Below are 18411 nucleotides of genomic sequence, written 5' to 3' on the forward strand. Positions count from 1 at the left end.
GGTTTATCAGTTTGCAGAGTAGATGATTATGCGTTTAGGTGCGATGACACTGGAATTTTTCCATCATTCGCATTTAGACCCGAGCATTTCATGGCATAGTGCCTGTATTCGCGTAGCAGAGATTCAACCCTATTATGAATACTGGTCTAAACTGAATTGGTCGTTGTGGGAAAGCGCTCGTATGACCGATATCCAGGATTTCGACGGGATCTGTCAGTTTTGTATCATTGACCCTAATGGTAGTTTATTACGCTGTATCGACGTGACGATTGAATGAAGATGCATCTGTGATGAAGAGTCACAAAAAAGCCTCCAAGTGGAGGCTTTTTAAAATCTAGTGAACGAGTTTTTATGGACAATCGAGCTGTTGTAAAGCAGCAACACGTTGTTCAATCGTCGGGTGGGTTTGGAACAAAGCGGCTAAACTAAAACCTTGCTCTTGACCTGCCGCGATCGCAAACGCTTTCATTTCTTTAGGCATCGCATCTGGAAGTTGTGATTCTGCTTGTAAACGCAACAAGGCTGAAATCATCGCTTGTTTGCCTGCAAGACGTGCACCTGCTTCATCTGCACGATATTCGCGGTAGCGGGAGAACCACATCACGATTGCAGAAGCTAAAACACCAAAGACAATATCAAGCACAATAGTAATGGCAAAATAAGCTAAACCTGGGGCTTCTCCGTCTTCACGTCCAAAGACATTACGGTCAATGAAATCACCTACGACACGCGCAAAGAACATTACAAAGGCGTTCACGACACCTTGAACGAGCGCCAAAGTCACCATGTCACCATTGGCCACGTGACCAATTTCGTGAGCTAAGACTGCACGAAGCTCATCTTTATTCATACGCTCAAGTAAGCCGGTAGAAACGGCAACTAATGCATCGTTCTTGTTCCAACCTGTGGCAAAAGCATTCGATTGGTAAGACGGGAAAATACCGACTTCTGGCATTTTAATACCAGAACGTTGCGCCAATTGAGCGACTTCTTGTAACAACCATGCTTCAGCTTGGTTACGTGGGGCATTGGGGTCAATTAACTCTGTACCAGTTGTTTTTTTCGCCATCCATTTTGACATGAATAGAGAAATCATTGAGCCAACCATACCAAAGACAAAACAGATAACCAGTAGGTTACCTAGATTTAAGCCACCCGCGCCATGGTAACTACCGACACCGAAGAGTGACAAGATAATGCCAGCTACAACCAGTACCGCGAGGTTGGTTAGCAAGAACAAACCAATCCGCATCATTGAGAAAATCCTCTTATAATAAAAAAATAATCTGATTTATAAATCGAAAATCATTGATCTCAATATGAGGTGAAACTCTTCAAAATTCAAGAAAAAATAATAAAACTGCTATAAAAATTATTCTGAAATTTGAATGCGGGCAGAGGCGGTTGCATTGGTCGTGGCATAGGAGCCTGGCGCATCAGTAAAACTGCCATCAGAGGCTAGAATGATTTGGCGTGCAGGCGCAGTACGACTCACGCTCAACTGTGCGCTTGGGGCTGAGTCTTCATTATATTTAGCAGATTGCGCAATAACTTGAGTATTGCTTGCTGGACTATTTGAACTGATATTTAAGCTACCTGAATATAAATTGCTATATCGACTGCTGACACGTCTCACGTAGTCTTGTGTTTCACGAAACGGTGGAATGCCACCATACTTTTGTACATTGCCTTCGCCCGCATTATAGCCAGCAAGGGCAAGGCTGGTATTACCATTAAAGCGTTTCATCAGCCATGCCAAATATTTGGCACCCGCGTTAATATTTTGCTGTGGATCATACGCATTAGAAACATTAAAGCGCCGTGCTGTCGCAGGCATCAACTGCATTAGACCCTGAGCCCCAACAGGTGAGCGTGCATTCACATTAAAGCCTGATTCGGTATGCATGACCGCTTTAATTAAGCCTTCAGAAACGCCGTGGGTTTGAGCCGCTTGGCGAATAATGTGGTCAAACGCATTTTTGTTGCGACTATAACTGGGCAGAACTGAAGACTCAGAAGCCCCCCAGTTACTATAACTGTGGATATTGCTGTCTGGATAATAGGTTTTCTTTTCGACTTTTAAGTTGCTATAACGACTTTGTTTATTGGTTAACAAGGTCGTGCCGTTGGAATCTCTCAATTGGTAGATGGTTTGACCCGCGTGACAATCCAGTGCCATGAACGAAATCGTCATACACCCCAAAACGTAAAAACGACTCAAAAGCAGTTTATTTTTCATTATCTATTATTAATCGTAAAAAAATCGATTTCAGTGACTACGAATGAGTTTAGCAAAAAAAGAACCGCATGAAACTATTTAAGTTCAAAAAATCCATGAGTTTGTAAAAATCAAGTCCAATTGCTGAGCAAGTAATCAAAAAAAATAATTAATTTATTTTTAATGAGGATTGCTTGACTGGGCTAAGTTATTGAAATTTATTAGTAAATAAATTGATCAAAAAACGATCAATTTAAATAGAAGCCTTAAAGAGTGGGGTAAACACCTTGTCAAGTCGATTAGAATCCACAAAGTTATCCACAGCTTTTGTGGAAAAATGTGGAAAAGTCCAAAACATAAGCAGTTCAGCTAAAATGTGAACGCAATCGTTCAAAGTTAAACCGATTTCAATACATGAATATGACAGCAATGATAATTCATGAGAATTTACATTCTTTAGGTGCGAGATGGCTGTGAATCGGATAAAATTGCGCGGTATTTTTTTTTAGGTTTAACTCGTCTATGTTCTCGCCAGTTGAGTCCAATCAGGGATTTAATTTTAAACCAGAACTACCCACTAGCTCTGCGTATTATCGTTTGTTGAAAAAGTTACGCCGTCAGGTGGGTCATGCCATTCGCGATTTTAAAATGATCGAAGAAGGCGATAAAGTGATGGTCTGCATTTCCGGTGGTAAGGACAGTTATACCTTGCTCGATATTATGTTGCAGTTTAAACGCATTGCACCAATCAATTTTGATGTGGTGGCTGTGAATTTGGACCAGAAGCAGCCTGGTTTCCCAGAAGATGTATTACCACGTTATTTAGAAGAAAATAACATTCCCTATTATATCTTAGAAAAAGACACTTACAGCATCACCAAACGCTTAACGCCAGAAGGTAAAACCTACTGTGCAGTGTGTTCACGCTTACGCCGTGGCTCTTTATACGGCTTTGCGCAAGAAATTGGCGCGACCAAAGTGGCATTGGGGCATCACCGTGATGATATCTTGGCGACTTTCTTCTTGAACTTATTCCATGGCGGTAGTTTAAAGGCGATGCCTCCTAAATTGTTATCGTCAGATAAAAAGAATATCTTAATTCGCCCACTGGCGTATGTGGAAGAAAAAGACATCATTAAATACGCTGAAATGCGTCAGTTCCCGATTATTCCATGTAACTTGTGTGGTTCTCAGGAAAATCTGCAACGTGCCATGTTAAATGATATGTTGCGTGAGTGGGATAAAGCGCATCCAAAGCGTCTACACAGTATTTTTGGTGCCTTGCAAAATGTCTCGCCATCACAGTTGGCAGACCGTGAGTTATTTGACTTTGAAGCATTAGATAGCGAACGTGAATTCGACTTTAAAGGTGAAAGTTGTTCAACGGAAGATGAGCCTGAGAACAAACGTATTAACATGGTTAATCTTGGCTTTGCAGCAGACTAATTTTGTCAGTTAGGCCAATGCAAAACACCAATCAATGATTGGTGTTTTTTTTATGTGAATGATTTTGATAAACTTTGTATAAGAAATATAAAATATGAACGGTACGTACAAAAAACTTTAGGCACATGTAAGATATACATGCTATAACAATCTCCGAGCATATTTAGCTTCACAATGATGCCGTCTGGATAGGCAGCACACAACGAACAAAGAATTGAGGAAACATCATGCCTGCTTTTTTAACTGATGATTGGTTTTCAACTGTAGAAACATTAACTGCTCAAGCAGGGAATTTGAACCTGCCGCCAGCACTTGCGAATCTTGCAATTAACTTAGTCGTTGCTGACAATGCGGGTAATACCGAATTATCTTTAGATGGCGGCGCAATTAAAAAAGGTTTGTCTTCGAACGCAAAAACAACCTTGAACATGGATGCTGAAACACTACGTAAAGTATTCCTTGAGTTTGATATGGCTGCAGCAATGCAAGCGTTCATGACGGGTAAAATAAAAGTTCAAGGTGATATGTCACAGTTGATGGCATTGCAAACAGCAAAGCCAAGCCAAGAGCAAAAAGATTTATTTAAGAAAGTGCTTGAGCAAACGGCTTAAGTGTTCTGAGATAAAAAAAGCTTACCTATATAGGTAAGCTTTTTTTATGTCGATAGAGATGATCTTTTAGATATTGACCAACTGTGGCGTGGTTTTAATATGCTCAAGATAAGCTCGGATACGCGTCACATACTGAAGCGCTTGGCGGTAGCGACCATTCTTGGCTTGGTTCTGTTGTAAGTAAGCATACAAATTGAGCCAGTTATTCGGATCTTTACCTTGCGCCTGAATGCGTTTTTGAATCTGATTCACTGCGCCCGGTCCCATATTGTATGCAACCAATGCATACCAGTTACGGTCAGGAAAGGGGATATCATCATAGCGACTCAGCATTTGGTCGTAGTACTTGGCACCACCTTGAATGCTTTGCGCAGGGTCAGTACGGTTACTCACCCCCATAGCTTTGGCTGTGCTATTGGTCAACATCATCAAACCACGAACGCCCGTGGGAGAAACGGAGTTTGGCTTAAGATAAGACTCTTGATAACCAATCGCTGCCAATAAGTGCCAATCTAAATCGTACTTTTGCGCTGTACTTTTAAAACTGGCCTTATAAATTGGCATACGTTGACGCAAATCGCGTTGAATCGTATTCCAGTTTTCAGGCTTCACGACATTACGGTTGTAAAAAGAGGCCAGTTGACCAATTGAACCAGATTGTTTACCACGGCAGACAAATCCACTCGCCGTTTGCGTCAATGGATCATTCGCATGTTTAAACACCCAGTTCAGCTCAGTATTGAGGCCATTTTTACGTAAAACGTTTAAATCACCACAAGTTGCAGAAAAGGTTGAGAGATTTTTTTGTTCAATATTTTGAACACTTGCCGTCGTCATAGCAAAATTTGCTTTGCCCTGTGCGACCCATTTAAGTGCCGTGGCATTATCAGGAACCGTTTTGAAGTCTAGCTTTACATTTAAGCTGTCTGCATAGTTACGTGCAAGGTCATAACCAAAACCATGCAAATGCTGACCATCTTTAAAAACGGTCGTTGGGTTTTCTACTGAAACGACAGTCAATTTATTATGATTGACGACGTTGTCATATTGGTAGGTCTTACTTGCATTAATACTATGAAATGGAATTAACAAAGTACTTAAAGCAAGGGCTTTCAACGGGAGAGAGAAAGTTAATGAATTAAGGCAAAGCCTCGATCCAGAAGTTGAACTACTGTGCATGTTGTCTCCGCTACAAGTAATTTATGCCCGAGAACACAAAGGCAAAAACATGCCTTAAAACGAGTTCAAGTTGTCTAAATTCAATAAGAGGTTGGGCATTCATGACGTCATTCAAAATGACATAGGATTAAGAGAATTATGTAGAAAAACTACATAGATTAAAAAATAGGCAGCTAATTTAAGATGTGCGCATAATATATAGCAATTTTAAAAGTGTCAAATTTTGTGCAATATTTTTTTTAAAAATGTAACATAACAGTATAATTTAATTAATTAATTAATTTATTTTATAACCTTCTGTTGTGGAGAATTAAGGGATAAAATAAGCCTTTGTTGTAAATCAATGAGCAGATTTAGACGGCATTCATCATGAAATCAAACTTAATTACACGTGCAGGTCACGACAAATTAGTGGCAGAATTAAAGCAGCTTTGGCATGAAGAACGGCCTGAAATTACCAAGAAAGTAAACTGGGCAGCGAGTCTTGGCGACCGCAGTGAAAACGCGGATTACCAGTACAATAAACAGCTCTTACGTAAGATTGATCGACGGGTTCGCTACTTGGGAAAACGCCTCGAAGAACTTCGTATTATCGACTTTTCTGAAGAGCAGGCTGGCAAGGTATATTTTGGCGCTTGGGTCGAAATTGAAAATGATGCAGGGGAGCAAAAAACCTTACGCATCGTCGGAGTAGATGAAATTTATGATCATCACCCGCAGCACATCTCCATCGACTCGCCGATGGCACGTGCATTACTGTCCAAACAAGTTGATGATGAAATTGAAGTGGTGACGCCAACTGGCAAAAAACACTGGTATGTCAATTCAATTCGTTATGATAGACCTGACAGTTCAGAGAATTAATAGATTTTGTTTTAATTTTAGCCACTTGGTGTGATTTTTGAAGAAAAGTATTTGCCAAGTAGATTGAATGTTTATATGATGTCGCCCATGGAAGCGTGGCAGAGCGGTTTAATGCACCGGTCTTGAAAACCGACGAGGGTGTGAGTCCTCCGTGAGTTCGAATCTCACCGCTTCCGCCAAATTCAAAAACCCTGACTCAGTCAGGGTTTTTTTATGCCTTTTTTTAAATTAATTTCTAAAAGTTGCTAGAGCTTTTAATTAATTTTCATCATAGGCAAGCTAAAAAGTTAATATCTTATTGAGATTGAACATTTTTTAGCTGAATAGTGGCCTTTTGAAGGCTGAAAGATGAAAAATATTTGCCAAATTTTTTTTTTATTTATATGATAGCGCCCATGGAAGCGTGGCAGAGCGGTTTAATGCACCGGTCTTGAAAACCGACGAGGGTGTGAGTCCTCCGTGAGTTCGAATCTCACCGCTTCCGCCAAATTATTTTTAAATACAAACCAAATCTAATAATTAATAACCTAAGTTTAAGTTGAGCCATTAAGGCTAGCAATGTGGGATACACCGCAAATATCGTTAGTGATCAAATTCTAAAAAAGCAGTCAGATGTCCTCTTACTGCTTTTTTTATTTAAGGCAATTAAGCCTTCTTTTATGAGATTTAGCTGTACAAGTCGATCTCTTTTTAGATTCCCAATTCTCTTGAGACAAAGCAGTTAATAGACTGTACTGTTGTGCTATGTACCCGTCATTTTTGTAGATCAGTTTTTCGAAAGTTTTTCAATTTAGTCTAAGTAGTTTTTAGCATCCTTCGTTTGGTTTATCTAGTAACTCCTTACATATAAGTTGGAACTACATATGCCTTGTAAAAGTATAGAGAGATTGTTTTGTTTCGCTTTTTATCCACCGCCATTGCAACGGGTCGATTGAAGAGTGTTTCCCCGTATTTAATTCATCTGATATTTCCTTTATTGAATAAGCAAAGATGACTTGCATATTTTTACAGATTCTATAAATTAGGTAGATCGGTCTACTTAGTTGGGTGTGATGAGTACGAAAACTGCGAAACAGAAAATCTTAGATGCTGCTGCGATTTTATTTTATAACGACGGCATTACCAGTACAGGGATTAACAGCATTACCGATAAGGCCAAAGTTGCCAAAATGTCTCTATATAATAATTTCCCGACTAAGGCTGACTTGATCACTTCTTATATAGAAGCACGGCATCAAGAGTGGTTAGATTTGTATGCGCTTCGAAACCAACAGGCAGATACTCCTATTGATAAAATTGTTGCTGTTTTTGAGGCCTACCAAGACCATGCTGAGTTTGCTTATGAAAAAGGCTTTCGGGGCTGTGGTTTGTTGAATGCTGCTGCTGAATTCCCAGCGCATAGTGTCGAGCGTTTGGCGGTGAAAGCGCATAAGGATGAAATTGAAAATATTATTTCTACACAGCTTGCTCTTATTATTTCGGACGCAGACAAGGTGAAACAAATGGCTTTGTTGTTGTCTTTTATTTTAGAGGGGGCGATTGCGCGAGCAGGCTTGGAAAGCTCGAGTGATAAAGTACAAGCTGCAACGGCGATGGTGAAAACACTTTTAGCGCAGGAAATTAGCACGTGAATCAGTCTGTTTCTGCGGTACCAAATTATGGTTTTTTCGCGGTGCTGTTCGCTGCTTTTCTATGGGGAACGACGGGCACAGTTGCATCTTTTGCACCTAATTTGAGTCCTTTGGCTGTTGGCGCTGCCGCCATGGGCGGTGGTGGCTTGTTACAGGCGCTTTTGGCACGAAAAAGTATCATCTATCATTTGGTTCATATCAAAGCCCATGCAGTCATGCTCGGTGTAGGTGTAATTGCGGTTTTTATTTATCCTTTGGCCTTTTATTCATCGATGCACTATGCGGGGATCACTATTGGCACGGTGGTTTCGATTGGCACAGCACCATTATTTACTGCGCTTTTAGAACGGGTATTTGACAGAAAACCGCTTTCCATGGCGTGGTTGGTGAGTTTTGTTTTGGGGGTAACGGGGGTGGTATTGTTGTCTTTGGGAGAGTCGCATACTACAGCAAATACAGAAGGCTTATCTCAACATAGACAGATATTGGGTATCGGCTTGGGTGGAGTGGCAGGCTTAACTTATGCTTTATATTCTTGGGCTGCAAAAAGAATGATTGACCAAGGATTAGATGCAAAAGCTACTATGGGAATGATTTTTGGACTCGGTGCTTTATTATTACTTCCAACTTTATGGATGACAGGCTCAAACTTGTTTGAAGAAAACATCAACCTGTATGTCGTTGGTTATATGATGCTTATTCCGATGTTTTTGGGTTATGTCTTATTTGGTTATGGTTTAAAAACCGTGCCTGCCAGTAAAGCCATTACCTTAACTTTATTTGAGCCTTTGGTGGCTGCGGTATTGGCAATTCTGTTGGTGGGAGAGCAAATTGCACCAATCGGCTGGTTCGGGATGTTACTAATTTCGATTTGCTTAGCACTGCTGAGCAAAGCAAAGTAAGTTTTTTGAAGCAGCCTGAAACAAAGAACAGCACTCAGTCATGCTATTGTAAATTTTTAGCTTCAGAAATTTACTGGTGTATAAAACATTTTAGCTGGGTGTTGGAAAAGCCGATACCCATTGATGCTTAGTTGAGCTAAGCATCAAGATGTGTACGGTAAATTTTATGATGCTTTATCCATAATTATAGATATTTCAAAATACGGATATGCTTGTTTTTATGTTTAAAAGCAGAGAATTTCAACATCAAAGGATAAAGTGCCACAGTCAAAATAATTGAGATCAGCCAAAGGGTAGAAACGTGATCGACACCAAAATATTCACCATGAGTTTTGCCAAATAGTGCGACCGCAATGAGATAGAGGGCTTTAAGTGCATATAAATGGACGATATAAAAGAACATGGGTACGGAGCCAAAGATAATCAAGGGTTTGACCCAAGGTTTACTTTCAACCCTTTGAAGTAACACCAACAGGACTAAGCCGAGTCCGACATTCCATAAAATAAACAGTAGCGATGGCGGATACTTGGTCAGATTTAAAAAACTCATAATCGTTTCAATACTGGTCGGCATGCTAGACCATGCTTGGTCACCATAGACATTGAGTACTCTTAAAACGATAAATAAAGCAACACTGCCAAGTCCGAAGAACAAGAGGGTTTGATTTCTTTTTGTGATGTCTTGAGTCGTATTAAATACGCTATAGCCGATACAATAACCCAAAGTAATCACGCCAACCCAAGGCAGTACTGGGTAAGAGGTTCTAAAACGAATTAGATCTCCAAATTCGATCCAACCACGTTCATGCAAAATAAACCACAGATTTTGCAGGATAGGCATCTGCGGAAATGACACTTGATCCAGCGCATTATGTCCAAAAATAATGCTGAGACTGATCACCCAGAGCCATTTTTGCGATAGCCCAATCAAGCCTGCTAAAACCACCATACTCAGACCAATGGCCCAAATCACTTGTAAATAGATGACATCGGGCGGGAACTGTCCAGTCCAAGCGAAATTGATAATGATCAGTTCGAGAAAAATCAGAAATAGCCCACGTTTGAGTAAAAATTCACGGGTCATTTGAACGCTGTTGTTTTTTGCTTGGTAAAGATAAGCCGATAAGCCTGTTAAAACCACAAAAACAGGAGCACATAAGTGAGCCAAAATTCGGCTAAAGAAAAGGGGTTCTTCGGTTCCTGGAATCAGCATCGGGTCGGGGACTTGCTGGTGGAGATAAAAAGTTTCTCTGACATGGTCGACCATCATAATCAGAATAACCAGTCCTCTGAGGGCGTCAATTGCTTGTAAACGTTGTGAAGGTATAGACATAAGATGAATTGAAAATCGATGTTATGGTATAATGTAACATTTATTTCAATCATTCATATCTGAAATTTAATCAGTAAAAATTATATGTAATCCAATGGTTCAAGATGAAGTATCGAAAAAAGATGTATTATTTTATAGACGACTGGTCTATTATTGATTTATAGTGTGAATATGAAACGATCAGATAAAAGTGAAGCAACACGACTACACATTTTAAATAGCAGTTTTCAACTGGTGTTACATAAAGGTTTTGTTGGCGTAGGCTTACAGGAAATTTTAAAGAATTGTGATGTGCCGAAAGGTTCATTCTATTATTACTTTGCTTCAAAAGAGGCTTTCGGCTGTGCGCTACTCCAGCAGTATCTTGCCGACTATAAAGTCAAAATCGATCAGCTAATACAGCAAGAACAGCGAAGCGCCTATGCAAGTCTCGTGGCACTTTGGCAAGCATGGATTGATAACCCTTCACATCTTGAAAGTCATGTTGAACATCATAGCGATGGGGGATGGGCAGAGAACTGTCTGATCGTTAAGTTGGCAGCAGAAGTCTCAGATTTATCTGAAGATATGCGTCAGATTTTGAACTTTGGGGTGCGTAAGTTAACAGAACGTATTTCGGGCCTAATCCAAGCAGGGCAGCAAGACGGTTCAATTCCAGCGCATATTGATGCTGAAAAGATGGCACAGACGATGTATCAATTGTGGTTGGGAGCCGCTTTATTGGCAAGACTGGCCCAGAATAAGCAACCTCTTTACCTCGCTTTGGAAACCACCCAACAACTATTACAACCGATAAAGGAATAAATAGATGCAAAGTATTATACATCATCATTTTGGTGAGCCTGTCGACGTATTGGAAGCTGCGGATATGCTGCAACCTGAACCAAAAGTGGGTGAAGTACGTATTAAAATGATTCTATCGCCAATGCATAACCATGATGTGTGGACAGTGCGTGGCAGTTATGGTTATAAACCGACACTGCCTGCAATTGGTGGCAGTGAGGCTGTGGGCGTGATTGATGCACTTGGTGAGGGCGTACAAGGTGTATCGGTAGGGCAGCGTGTCGCGGTTGCAGGAATTCATGGCAGTTGGGCGGAGTATTTTATTGCGCCAGCGCATGGCGTCGTGCCTTTAACTGATGCAATTGATGATGAAACGGCAGCGCAGTTAATTGGGATGCCGATCAGTGCACTGATGCTCTTAGATTTTATCGACCTGCCGGAAGATTCGTGGTTGATTCAGAACACCGCCAATGGTGCAGTGGGTAAAACCGTAGCAATGATTGCAAAGGCGCGTGGTCAAAAGGTGATTCATTTGGTTCGCCGTACTGAGGCTGTAGCTGAAATGCAAGCCTTGGGCATTCAAAATGTGGTGGCAACAGACCAAGCCGATTGGAAAGAACAAGTCAAATCGATTCATGGAGATCAACCACTGATTGCGGGTGTCGACTCTATTGGTGGTCAGGCTAGTGGTGAAATGTTGGCTTTGCTGAGTGAAAATAGTCTATTGGTTTCATTTGGTAGCATGACGGGTGAGACCATGCAGATTGCTTCGGGAGATCTGATTTTTAAACAAGCCACAGTCAAGGGCTTTTGGGCAAGTGTGGTGAATAAGCAATTGTCTGCTGAGCGGAAAAAAGCGTTAATTATGGAGTTATTAACGCTTGCGACACAGAAAAAATTACTGCTGCCTGTCGAAGGTATCTTCAGCTTTGCACAAATTAAAGATGCAGCACTCAAAGCGACGCAAGGCGCGCGTCAGGGTAAAGTACTTTTGAAACCTTAATCGTTTTCGACTTAGATCAGCTGTGAAGCTGATCTAGCATCATTCATCAAAAATAAGGATAAAGCATATGATGGGACAAATTTTGATTGCTTTAATTGCACTGTTGCATGTGTATATTTTAGTTTTAGAGATGTTTTTATGGGATAAGCCCTATGGTTTAAAAGCCTTTGGCAATACGCCCGAAAAAGCACAACTGACCAAAGTCATGGCGCAAAATCAAGGTTTATACAATGGTTTCTTGGCTGCTGGTCTATTTTGGGCGTTATGTGCACCTGAAACTTATGCACTGCCATTGGCGAACTTCTTTTTAGGCTGTGTTTTGGTTGCTGGAATTTATGGTGGACTAACCGCTAGTAAGAAAATTATATACATTCAGGCAGTCCCTGCCATTTTGGCACTGCTTGCAGTGAATTTTCTCTAAGCTAAAGGAAAAAACTGCTTGAATTTTACATTAAAAAAGCCAACGTCGAGACGTTGGCTTTTTATTGTGAGTGTGGGACTTATTTGACTTCAGGCAAATCAAACCAAATCACTTGTGCATCTGCCAAGGCTTTAACATCACTTGCTTCTAAGAACGCAATTGCGTCACCTGCATGAAGAGTATGTTCAGCCACTTGGATTGAGCCAGAAATCACATGTATATAGTTAACATGTTGTGTGGCTTTAATTGAAAGGGTCTGATCTTTTTCAAGTACAGCCGTTTTCACTTCTGCATCTTGACGAATATGCATTGCAGCATTTTCATTTGGACCACAAATCACATGCCATTGATTCGGTTGCTCATGCCGATCAAGACGAATCTGTTGATAATTTGGGGCTGCATCTCGTTCATTTGGAATGATCCAAATTTGTAGCAAATGTACTGGCTCATCACCTTGATTCATTTCACTGTGCTGTACGCCAGTACCTGCACTCATCAGTTGCCATTCCCCCGCAGAAATACCGCCATGGTTGCCCATGCTGTCTTTATGAGTGATGGTACCTTTAAGAACACAGGTCAAGATTTCCATATTGTCATGGGGGTGTTGCCCAAAACCTTGATGAGCCGCGATCACGTCGTCATTGATGACACGTAGAGAACTCACACCCATATATTTAGGGTTATACCAACTGCCAAAAGAAAAGCTGTGTTTAGACTCTAGCCAGCCGATATTGACATGACCACGGTCTTGGCTACGATGAATGAAAGCATCCATTTTGAACTCCAATCTTATTTTTAATCTATGGAGCAATTTTAGCGTTTTATATTTGTCGATAAAATAGTGGATTTGCAATGTTGCGTTTCAATATTGAAATGATAGCTCTGTCTTAGTTTAGATCACAATACTGTTCGCGAAAATCTTTCCAGACGTAGTTTTTGCCTTGCGCATATTCAGTTAAAAATTGTTGATGTAGCTTCGGTTTGGCTTGCATCCAATTATTTCCCCATTTCACACCGAGCGGGGCCGCTTTATCTTTAAAAACAAAATAATCATCAAGGCAAGTACTGCTTTCAACGTAGAAGGCTGTATCTTGATCATCGAGATAATTTTCATAGTTAATCGAGTTGGGTGGATTCTTTAACAACACTTTATCACTGGCGGTAAGTAGAATTTTCTGTTCAAAGTGCTTTAATTGACCTTGTTTGTATTCATAACGGGTTTCAATATTATAAGGATGTACGGTTTGGTAGTCACCTGGGGACTTGGTGCTGTATTCAAGTATTGCATTATTGTAATCTGATAAGTCTTTATCCCATTTAGGGCCAAAACTCATCCCATCTTCAATGGCAGGAGCTACAAATTGCACACGGTGGAGCTGTTTGCCATCATTGTTGATTTCAATAATTTCATAGCTGTATCGGTAGCGATTGTCGGCATAGATGGTGTTAATGGCCGCATTGGCTTTTAACTCCGTAGGGGTATAGGCATAGCGAGTACGAAAGATCAGTGCGAGGTGCTGAGCGACGGGCATAATCGAAAATAGTTCATGATCTTTGACAGTGTTGTTGAGTTGGGGTTGTAGGACAATTTTTTCTCGATTTTCAGCATAGGCGTCCCCTATCGAAAAAACGGCTGAGTGAGGTAGGTTTAAATAAAATAGTTTCGGCTTCGGCCCCGTTTGAATCGCGTAATAGTGAATCGGAGACTTACCTGCAATGACATAATAGCGTGCATTCAAAAGGGGCTCTCTGAGACTATCTTGCTCTGGAATGTATTGGGGATGACGGATTTTTTCATGATCATCCATATTGTGGAATGGATGGTCAGATTCCACCGCGTAAGCAGAAGCATCTACGCTGGTCACGATTTCCTCATCTAATTCGGCAAAGCTATACGTTGAGAAAGCTAGTAAGCAGGCCACGGGCAGTATTATTTTTAAAGTGTTCATCGTCATTTTTATGTTGTTGTAATTGAAAAAAAGGTGCTCTCAAGAGAACACCTTTTATAGCGTAAATGTCTTAGAAAGCCAATTATTCTAAGAATTTAACTGTTACACCAGACTTCACTTTTTTACCAAGATCATTGGCATCCCAGTTGGTCAAACGGATACAACCGTGTGATGCTGTTTTAGAAATAGCAGAAGGGTTTGGTGTACCGTGGATACCAAATGATTTTTTGCTTAAACCAATCCAGATATTCCCTACAGGACCATTCGGACCTGGTGGTAGAGAAAGTGGTTTTAAGTTTTTGCCCTGTACAAAGTTACTTGGTGAGTAGCTATACCATGGATTTGGCGCAACACCAGTGACTTTATAGGTACCCGTTGGAGACGGAGTGTCTGAACTACCAATGGTTGCAGGGAAAGAACCGATCATTTGGTTGCGGCTGTTAAATAAATACAGCTGTTTTGCACCTTTGTGCGCAACAATCAAATGGATGTCTTCCGGCACTTCATTGCGGATATTCGCCACAATAATTTTTTCGCCCGCTTTTTTGAAGGTTGCTTTTGGATTTAACTTCTGCAAGAAGTCTTCATCCATATGGAACTTTTCGCCTAACATTTCAGTCACGCGAGTGTAATACAAACCTTTCATTTTGGCTTGTAGTGCGTAATCGCGTGGAATTGATGCAGCATAAGGACCTTTTAGGTCTGCTTCGGTAATGGTGTATTCAATAAATGCAGGTTTAGAACCTTGGCTTGCCAGTAGAGCATCCCAAGTTTCTTTGGTTAAGGTACCTGTTGCTTTTAAGCCGCTCATTTGCTGGAACGAAGCAATTGCTTTGAGGGTGTTTTTACCGCTCATGCCATCAATTGCACCTGGAGACGCATGCGCATTATTGAGCATCACGTGAGCACGTGCATAGACAGGAAATTGGCCTTTACCAATGTTGTCGAACCATTCTGCACTATTTAAACCATTTAATGTCCACGATGCTTTTGCCGCAGCAGGATTGGTCGTCGTCGTCGTGGTCGGTACAGTGCTGGTTTTGCTTGGTGCAGCACCAACGTCAGCTGTCTTGTCTTCAGATTGTTCAAGTTGATCTAAAGTTTGCGAGGCTTGGTTTAAGTCTGCTTGTTCTTTTGCTGTAATTTGGTTGTTTGCAACCGCAGTAGAAGCTGAAGCGACATCTGTTGCTAAAGGATCAATAGGATCTTGTACTGAAGTATCAATGATCTTTTTTGGCGTCAAGGGTTGTTCAGTAGTAGATGCAGCAAACGCTGTACCAGCAAGAATGCAACTTAAACTCATCGCGAGTATTGTGCGAACGAACATGTAATTCAACCTTAAGAATTATTCATTTACAAAGTAAAAACTAGTGAAGTATTACAGAAAAGAGATGGAGATGCAGTATTTGTTTTGTGTAAATATTCGTTTACGTCTTTGTCCTGATCGAATTTTAGTGTTATGAGAAGTTATTAAAAATTCGACCTTTTTGTTATGATGGTGAGCAAATTTATTTGAGATGGGAAAGTAAATGACGACGCTTAAAAATGATCGTTTTCTACGTGCTTTATTACGTGAACCTGTAGATACCACACCCGTCTGGATGATGCGTCAAGCTGGACGTTATTTACCTGAATATCGAGCAACTCGTGCTCATGCGGGTGACTTCCTTTCGCTGTGTAAAAATAACGATTTTGCATGTGAAGTAACTTTACAGCCTTTACGCCGTTATGAGCTCGACGCTGCCATTTTATTTTCAGATATTTTAACTGTACCTGACGCTTTGGGGTTAGGGCTTTATTTTGAAGCTGGGGAAGGGCCTAAATTTAATAAAACGGTTCGTACTGAACAAGACGTAGCGAATTTACCGAAGTTTAATGCCACGTCTGATCTCGACTATGTGATGAATGCGGTCAAGACGATTCGTTCAGCACTTGGTGGACAAGTGCCATTAATTGGCTTTTCAGGTAGTCCTTGGACACTGGCAACTTATATGGTTGAAGGTGGTTCGAGCAAAGATTTTCGTTTCACCAAGCAAATGATGTATGCGCAACCTGAAGTTTTGCATGCGCTGCTCGATCGTTTGGCTGATGCAGTAATTGACTATCTAAATGCGCAAATTGATGCAGGTGCTCAAGCTGTACAGATTTTTGACAGTTGGGGCGGGGCATTGGCACACCGTGAATATTTAGAATTTTCTTTAAAATATATGCAAAAAATTGTTGCGGGTTTAAAGCGTGAAAATGAAGGACGTAAAGTTCCAGTCATTTTATTCACCAAAGGTGGCGGTCAATGGTTAGAACCAATGGTTGCGACTGGCGCGGATGCTTTTGGTCTAGATTGGACGACGCCATTAAATGTAGCTCGCCAAACGGTGGCTGGCCGTGCGGCACTGCAAGGCAACTTAGATCCTGCAACATTATATGGTTCGCATGAGACCATTGTGAAAGCCACCAAAGCCATGTTAGATGACGCTTATGCAGGCGGTGAGAAGACGGGTTATGTTGCAAACTTAGGTCACGGTATTACCCAGTGGGTTGACCCTGAAAACCCGAAAGCCTTTATTGATACTGTGCATGAATACAGTGCCAAATATCTCTAAGTTTCACAGCTTCAATTCAATTAGGTTTCATGCGTGATCACGATTTTAAAATCATGTTTTGAGTTCTCATCTAAGGCAGTTTCGGCTGCCTTATTTGGGATATTGCTGTTATTGGCTTTTGCGTTTACAGCCAGTATAGGAAGTCAGGAATATTTCGGCTTTTTCCGTTATGACTATCTACTGTTTTATGCTGTGCTGATTCAAGTTTGTCTGCTCTATTTAAAACTTGAGTCTTGGGCCGAAGCCAAAGTGATTACGCTATTTCACGTGATGGCAATGGTGATGGAAATCTTTTTGACCCATCCACAAATTGCGTCTTGGCAGTATCCACATCCCGCCGTGTTTAAAATTCTCACTGTGCCCTTATTTGCAGGTTTTATGTATTCGGCTGTAGGCAGTTTTTTTGCGCGTTCATTACGTCTCTATCAAGTTTCTTTTGAATGTTTACCCCGTTTCTCCTCCATGTTGACGTTGGCGATGTTGTCTTATATCAATTTCATGTCCAAGTTTTTTGTTCCTGATATTCGTTATTTTTTATTTGCGTGGAGTGTAGTGCTGTTTTGGAAAACCAAGATTGGCTTTGAATTACAGCAGCATCGTTTTCAACTGCCGATGTTACCCGTACTTCTACTGTTGGCTTTTATTATTTGGATTGCAGAAAACATCAGTACTTTTTACCAAATTTGGTTGTACCCAAGTCAAGTCGATGCATGGCATATGGTCGGTTGGGGTAAGTTGGGTTCTTGGTATTTATTGCTACTCTTAAGTTTAGTCCTGGTCTTAAGAATTTTAGGCAAACGAGACCTACGCGGTAATTGGTCGTTATATCGCTCATAAGTTATTTTATATATACCACTTCACTTTAGTATAAATTGTTTTGCGTTATGCGGCTGTTCCCGTTATCTTACAGGAGTGTAGATTAAAATATACACGACACGGAACAATAAAAAAAACTCGGACATAATCGAGTCTGGAGAATAGATATGTTGAAAAAAATAGCATTGGCTGCGGTTTTGGCAGTTGGTTCGACCGCTACATTTGCAGATAATGATGTCGGTTGTGGTATTGGTTCAGAAATTTGGGCTGGTCAGTCAGGTAAAGTCGCTAAGCTCTTAGCGGGTACAACAAACGGTATTTTTGCTAACCAACTTTTTGGTATCACTTTTGGTACTTTAGGGTGTAGTGGTACAGGTACTGTGACTGCTCAGGCTGTAACATTTACAAACGAAAATGCAGAAGCATTGGCGCGTGACATGGCAGTTGGTGAGGGCGAAAGTCTGAATGTCCTTGCTGAATTACTCAACATTCAATCTGGTGATAAAGCACGTTTCTTTGAAGTTTCTAAACAAAACTTTGCAAAAATCTATTCAGCTGAGAACCAAGATGCACTTCAAGTGTTAGCATCATTACAAGCTGTAATGGCAACTGATGACGTATTAAAAGCATACGTTTAATTGCACCATAAAACCCT

General features: G+C 40.8%; 19 protein-coding genes and 2 tRNA genes. 14 read left to right on the forward strand and 7 right to left on the reverse strand.

The features are described 5' to 3' along the window. The first annotated feature begins 22 nt into the window (after positions 1–22). On the forward strand, positions 23–277 hold the full coding sequence (locus tag CDG62_RS07140) for a hypothetical protein (protein WP_228254429.1): 255 nt from the start codon (positions 23–25) through the stop codon (positions 275–277). 72 nt (positions 278–349) lie between these two features. On the opposite strand, the gene htpX is transcribed toward CDG62_RS07140, so the two are convergent. Both htpX and CDG62_RS07150 read right to left on the reverse strand, forming a co-directional pair. Next, a complete protein-coding gene (htpX, locus tag CDG62_RS07145; RefSeq protein WP_087526303.1) occupies positions 350–1255 on the reverse strand; it encodes a protease HtpX in 906 nt (301 codons plus the stop codon). Between the two features lie 117 nt (positions 1256–1372). Beyond that, positions 1373–2239 carry a lytic transglycosylase domain-containing protein gene (locus tag CDG62_RS07150; RefSeq protein WP_087526302.1) on the reverse strand — a complete coding sequence of 289 codons (867 nt, stop codon included), beginning with the start codon at positions 2237–2239 and terminating at the stop codon, positions 1373–1375. Between the two features lie 501 nt (positions 2240–2740). On the opposite strand from CDG62_RS07150, the gene ttcA reads away from it, so the two are divergent. Then, the gene (ttcA, locus tag CDG62_RS07155) at positions 2741–3664 is read left to right on the forward strand and encodes a tRNA 2-thiocytidine(32) synthetase TtcA (protein ID WP_004695645.1); all 924 of its coding nucleotides are present in this window, start codon (positions 2741–2743) and stop codon (positions 3662–3664) included. Between the two features lie 227 nt (positions 3665–3891). Further along, the gene (locus CDG62_RS07160) at positions 3892–4275 is read left to right on the forward strand and encodes an SCP2 sterol-binding domain-containing protein (RefSeq protein WP_004695646.1); all 384 of its coding nucleotides are present in this window, start codon (positions 3892–3894) and stop codon (positions 4273–4275) included. Positions 4276–4341: 66 nt separating this feature from the next. Here CDG62_RS07160 and CDG62_RS07165 read toward each other — a convergent pair whose 3' ends face one another. Then, positions 4342–5454 (reverse strand): transglycosylase SLT domain-containing protein, encoded by a 1113-nt coding sequence (locus CDG62_RS07165; RefSeq protein ID WP_087526301.1) that lies wholly within the window; start codon positions 5452–5454, stop codon positions 4342–4344. A 369-nt stretch (positions 5455–5823) separates the two neighbouring features. Between CDG62_RS07165 and greB the strand changes: the two genes are divergently transcribed. From greB to CDG62_RS07190, 5 genes are all read left to right on the forward strand, one after another. Then, positions 5824–6318, forward strand: a complete 495-nt coding sequence (gene greB / locus CDG62_RS07170) for a transcription elongation factor GreB (protein WP_087526300.1) — start codon at positions 5824–5826, stop codon at positions 6316–6318. Between the two features lie 89 nt (positions 6319–6407). After that, a tRNA-Ser gene (locus tag CDG62_RS07175) sits at positions 6408–6497 on the forward strand. Between the two features lie 218 nt (positions 6498–6715). Next, positions 6716–6805: transfer RNA gene (locus CDG62_RS07180), tRNA-Ser, on the forward strand. Positions 6806–7370: 565 nt separating this feature from the next. After that, positions 7371–7949 (forward strand): TetR/AcrR family transcriptional regulator, encoded by a 579-nt coding sequence (locus CDG62_RS07185; protein WP_087526299.1) that lies wholly within the window; start codon positions 7371–7373, stop codon positions 7947–7949. After that, positions 7946–8851: a DMT family transporter gene (locus tag CDG62_RS07190; protein WP_087526298.1), complete on the forward strand. Its 906-nt coding sequence runs from the start codon at positions 7946–7948 to the stop codon at positions 8849–8851. Before CDG62_RS07185 ends, CDG62_RS07190 begins: the two co-directional genes overlap by 4 nt. Before the next feature lie 184 nt (positions 8852–9035). On the opposite strand, the gene CDG62_RS07195 is transcribed toward CDG62_RS07190, so the two are convergent. Further along, positions 9036–10184 (reverse strand): DUF1624 domain-containing protein, encoded by a 1149-nt coding sequence (locus tag CDG62_RS07195; protein ID WP_087526297.1) that lies wholly within the window; start codon positions 10182–10184, stop codon positions 9036–9038. A gap of 171 nt (positions 10185–10355) precedes the next feature. Between CDG62_RS07195 and CDG62_RS07200 the strand changes: the two genes are divergently transcribed. The 3 genes from CDG62_RS07200 (at position 10356) to CDG62_RS07210 (ending at position 12391) form a co-directional block, all read left to right on the forward strand. Next, complete coding sequence (locus tag CDG62_RS07200) at positions 10356–10988, forward strand: TetR/AcrR family transcriptional regulator (RefSeq protein ID WP_087526296.1); 633 nt, start codon at positions 10356–10358, stop codon at positions 10986–10988. A 4-nt stretch (positions 10989–10992) separates the two neighbouring features. Continuing rightward, positions 10993–11970, forward strand: coding sequence for a zinc-binding dehydrogenase (locus CDG62_RS07205; RefSeq protein ID WP_087526295.1), 978 nt, complete (start codon positions 10993–10995; stop codon positions 11968–11970). Positions 11971–12037: 67 nt separating this feature from the next. Beyond that, a complete protein-coding gene (locus tag CDG62_RS07210) occupies positions 12038–12391 on the forward strand; it encodes a DUF1304 domain-containing protein (RefSeq protein ID WP_087526294.1) in 354 nt (117 codons plus the stop codon). 79 nt (positions 12392–12470) lie between these two features. On the opposite strand, the gene CDG62_RS07215 is transcribed toward CDG62_RS07210, so the two are convergent. The 3 genes from CDG62_RS07215 to CDG62_RS07225 all read right to left on the reverse strand — a co-directional run bounded on the left by CDG62_RS07215 (position 12471) and on the right by CDG62_RS07225 (position 15667). Continuing rightward, a complete protein-coding gene (locus tag CDG62_RS07215; protein ID WP_087526293.1) occupies positions 12471–13166 on the reverse strand; it encodes a pirin family protein in 696 nt (231 codons plus the stop codon). A 112-nt stretch (positions 13167–13278) separates the two neighbouring features. Then, positions 13279–14340 (reverse strand): hypothetical protein, encoded by a 1062-nt coding sequence (locus CDG62_RS07220; protein ID WP_228254430.1) that lies wholly within the window; start codon positions 14338–14340, stop codon positions 13279–13281. An 82-nt stretch (positions 14341–14422) separates the two neighbouring features. Continuing rightward, the gene (locus tag CDG62_RS07225; RefSeq protein WP_087526291.1) at positions 14423–15667 is read right to left on the reverse strand and encodes a L,D-transpeptidase family protein; all 1245 of its coding nucleotides are present in this window, start codon (positions 15665–15667) and stop codon (positions 14423–14425) included. A 202-nt stretch (positions 15668–15869) separates the two neighbouring features. On the opposite strand from CDG62_RS07225, the gene hemE reads away from it, so the two are divergent. The 3 genes from hemE (at position 15870) to CDG62_RS07240 (ending at position 18394) form a co-directional block, all read left to right on the forward strand. Next, the gene (gene hemE / locus CDG62_RS07230; RefSeq protein WP_087526290.1) at positions 15870–16940 is read left to right on the forward strand and encodes a uroporphyrinogen decarboxylase; all 1071 of its coding nucleotides are present in this window, start codon (positions 15870–15872) and stop codon (positions 16938–16940) included. Between the two features lie 36 nt (positions 16941–16976). Beyond that, positions 16977–17777, forward strand: coding sequence for a DUF817 family protein (locus CDG62_RS07235; RefSeq protein ID WP_171405737.1), 801 nt, complete (start codon positions 16977–16979; stop codon positions 17775–17777). 146 nt (positions 17778–17923) lie between these two features. Beyond that, positions 17924–18394 carry a DUF3015 family protein gene (locus CDG62_RS07240; RefSeq protein ID WP_087526288.1) on the forward strand — a complete coding sequence of 157 codons (471 nt, stop codon included), beginning with the start codon at positions 17924–17926 and terminating at the stop codon, positions 18392–18394. The last annotated feature ends 17 nt before the right edge of the window (positions 18395–18411 follow it).

The organism is Acinetobacter sp. WCHA55 (assembly GCF_002165305.2).
Lineage (GTDB): Bacteria > Pseudomonadota > Gammaproteobacteria > Pseudomonadales > Moraxellaceae > Acinetobacter.

Bases quoted from the DNA above. Each gene is read 5' to 3' on its own strand.
- CDG62_RS07195 (WP_087526297.1), bottom strand. From the start codon at position 10,184: ATGTCTATACCTTCACAACGTTTACAAGCAATTGACGCCCTCAGAGGA.
- CDG62_RS07185 (WP_087526299.1), top strand. From the start codon at position 7,371: ATGAGTACGAAAACTGCGAAACAGAAAATCTTAGATGCTGCTGCGATT.
- CDG62_RS07150 (WP_087526302.1), bottom strand. From the start codon at position 2,239: ATGAAAAATAAACTGCTTTTGAGTCGTTTTTACGTTTTGGGGTGTATG.
- ttcA (WP_004695645.1), top strand. From the start codon at position 2,741: ATGTTCTCGCCAGTTGAGTCCAATCAGGGATTTAATTTTAAACCAGAA.
- CDG62_RS07210 (WP_087526294.1), top strand. From the start codon at position 12,038: ATGATGGGACAAATTTTGATTGCTTTAATTGCACTGTTGCATGTGTAT.
- CDG62_RS07200 (WP_087526296.1), top strand. From the start codon at position 10,356: ATGAAACGATCAGATAAAAGTGAAGCAACACGACTACACATTTTAAAT.
- CDG62_RS07215 (WP_087526293.1), bottom strand. From the start codon at position 13,166: ATGGATGCTTTCATTCATCGTAGCCAAGACCGTGGTCATGTCAATATC.
- CDG62_RS07220 (WP_228254430.1), bottom strand. From the start codon at position 14,340: ATGAACACTTTAAAAATAATACTGCCCGTGGCCTGCTTACTAGCTTTC.
- greB (WP_087526300.1), top strand. From the start codon at position 5,824: ATGAAATCAAACTTAATTACACGTGCAGGTCACGACAAATTAGTGGCA.
- htpX (WP_087526303.1), bottom strand. From the start codon at position 1,255: ATGATGCGGATTGGTTTGTTCTTGCTAACCAACCTCGCGGTACTGGTT.
- CDG62_RS07240 (WP_087526288.1), top strand. From the start codon at position 17,924: ATGTTGAAAAAAATAGCATTGGCTGCGGTTTTGGCAGTTGGTTCGACC.
- CDG62_RS07205 (WP_087526295.1), top strand. From the start codon at position 10,993: ATGCAAAGTATTATACATCATCATTTTGGTGAGCCTGTCGACGTATTG.
- CDG62_RS07165 (WP_087526301.1), bottom strand. From the start codon at position 5,454: ATGCACAGTAGTTCAACTTCTGGATCGAGGCTTTGCCTTAATTCATTA.
- CDG62_RS07160 (WP_004695646.1), top strand. From the start codon at position 3,892: ATGCCTGCTTTTTTAACTGATGATTGGTTTTCAACTGTAGAAACATTA.
- hemE (WP_087526290.1), top strand. From the start codon at position 15,870: ATGACGACGCTTAAAAATGATCGTTTTCTACGTGCTTTATTACGTGAA.
- CDG62_RS07140 (WP_228254429.1), top strand. From the start codon at position 23: ATGATTATGCGTTTAGGTGCGATGACACTGGAATTTTTCCATCATTCG.
- CDG62_RS07225 (WP_087526291.1), bottom strand. From the start codon at position 15,667: ATGTTCGTTCGCACAATACTCGCGATGAGTTTAAGTTGCATTCTTGCT.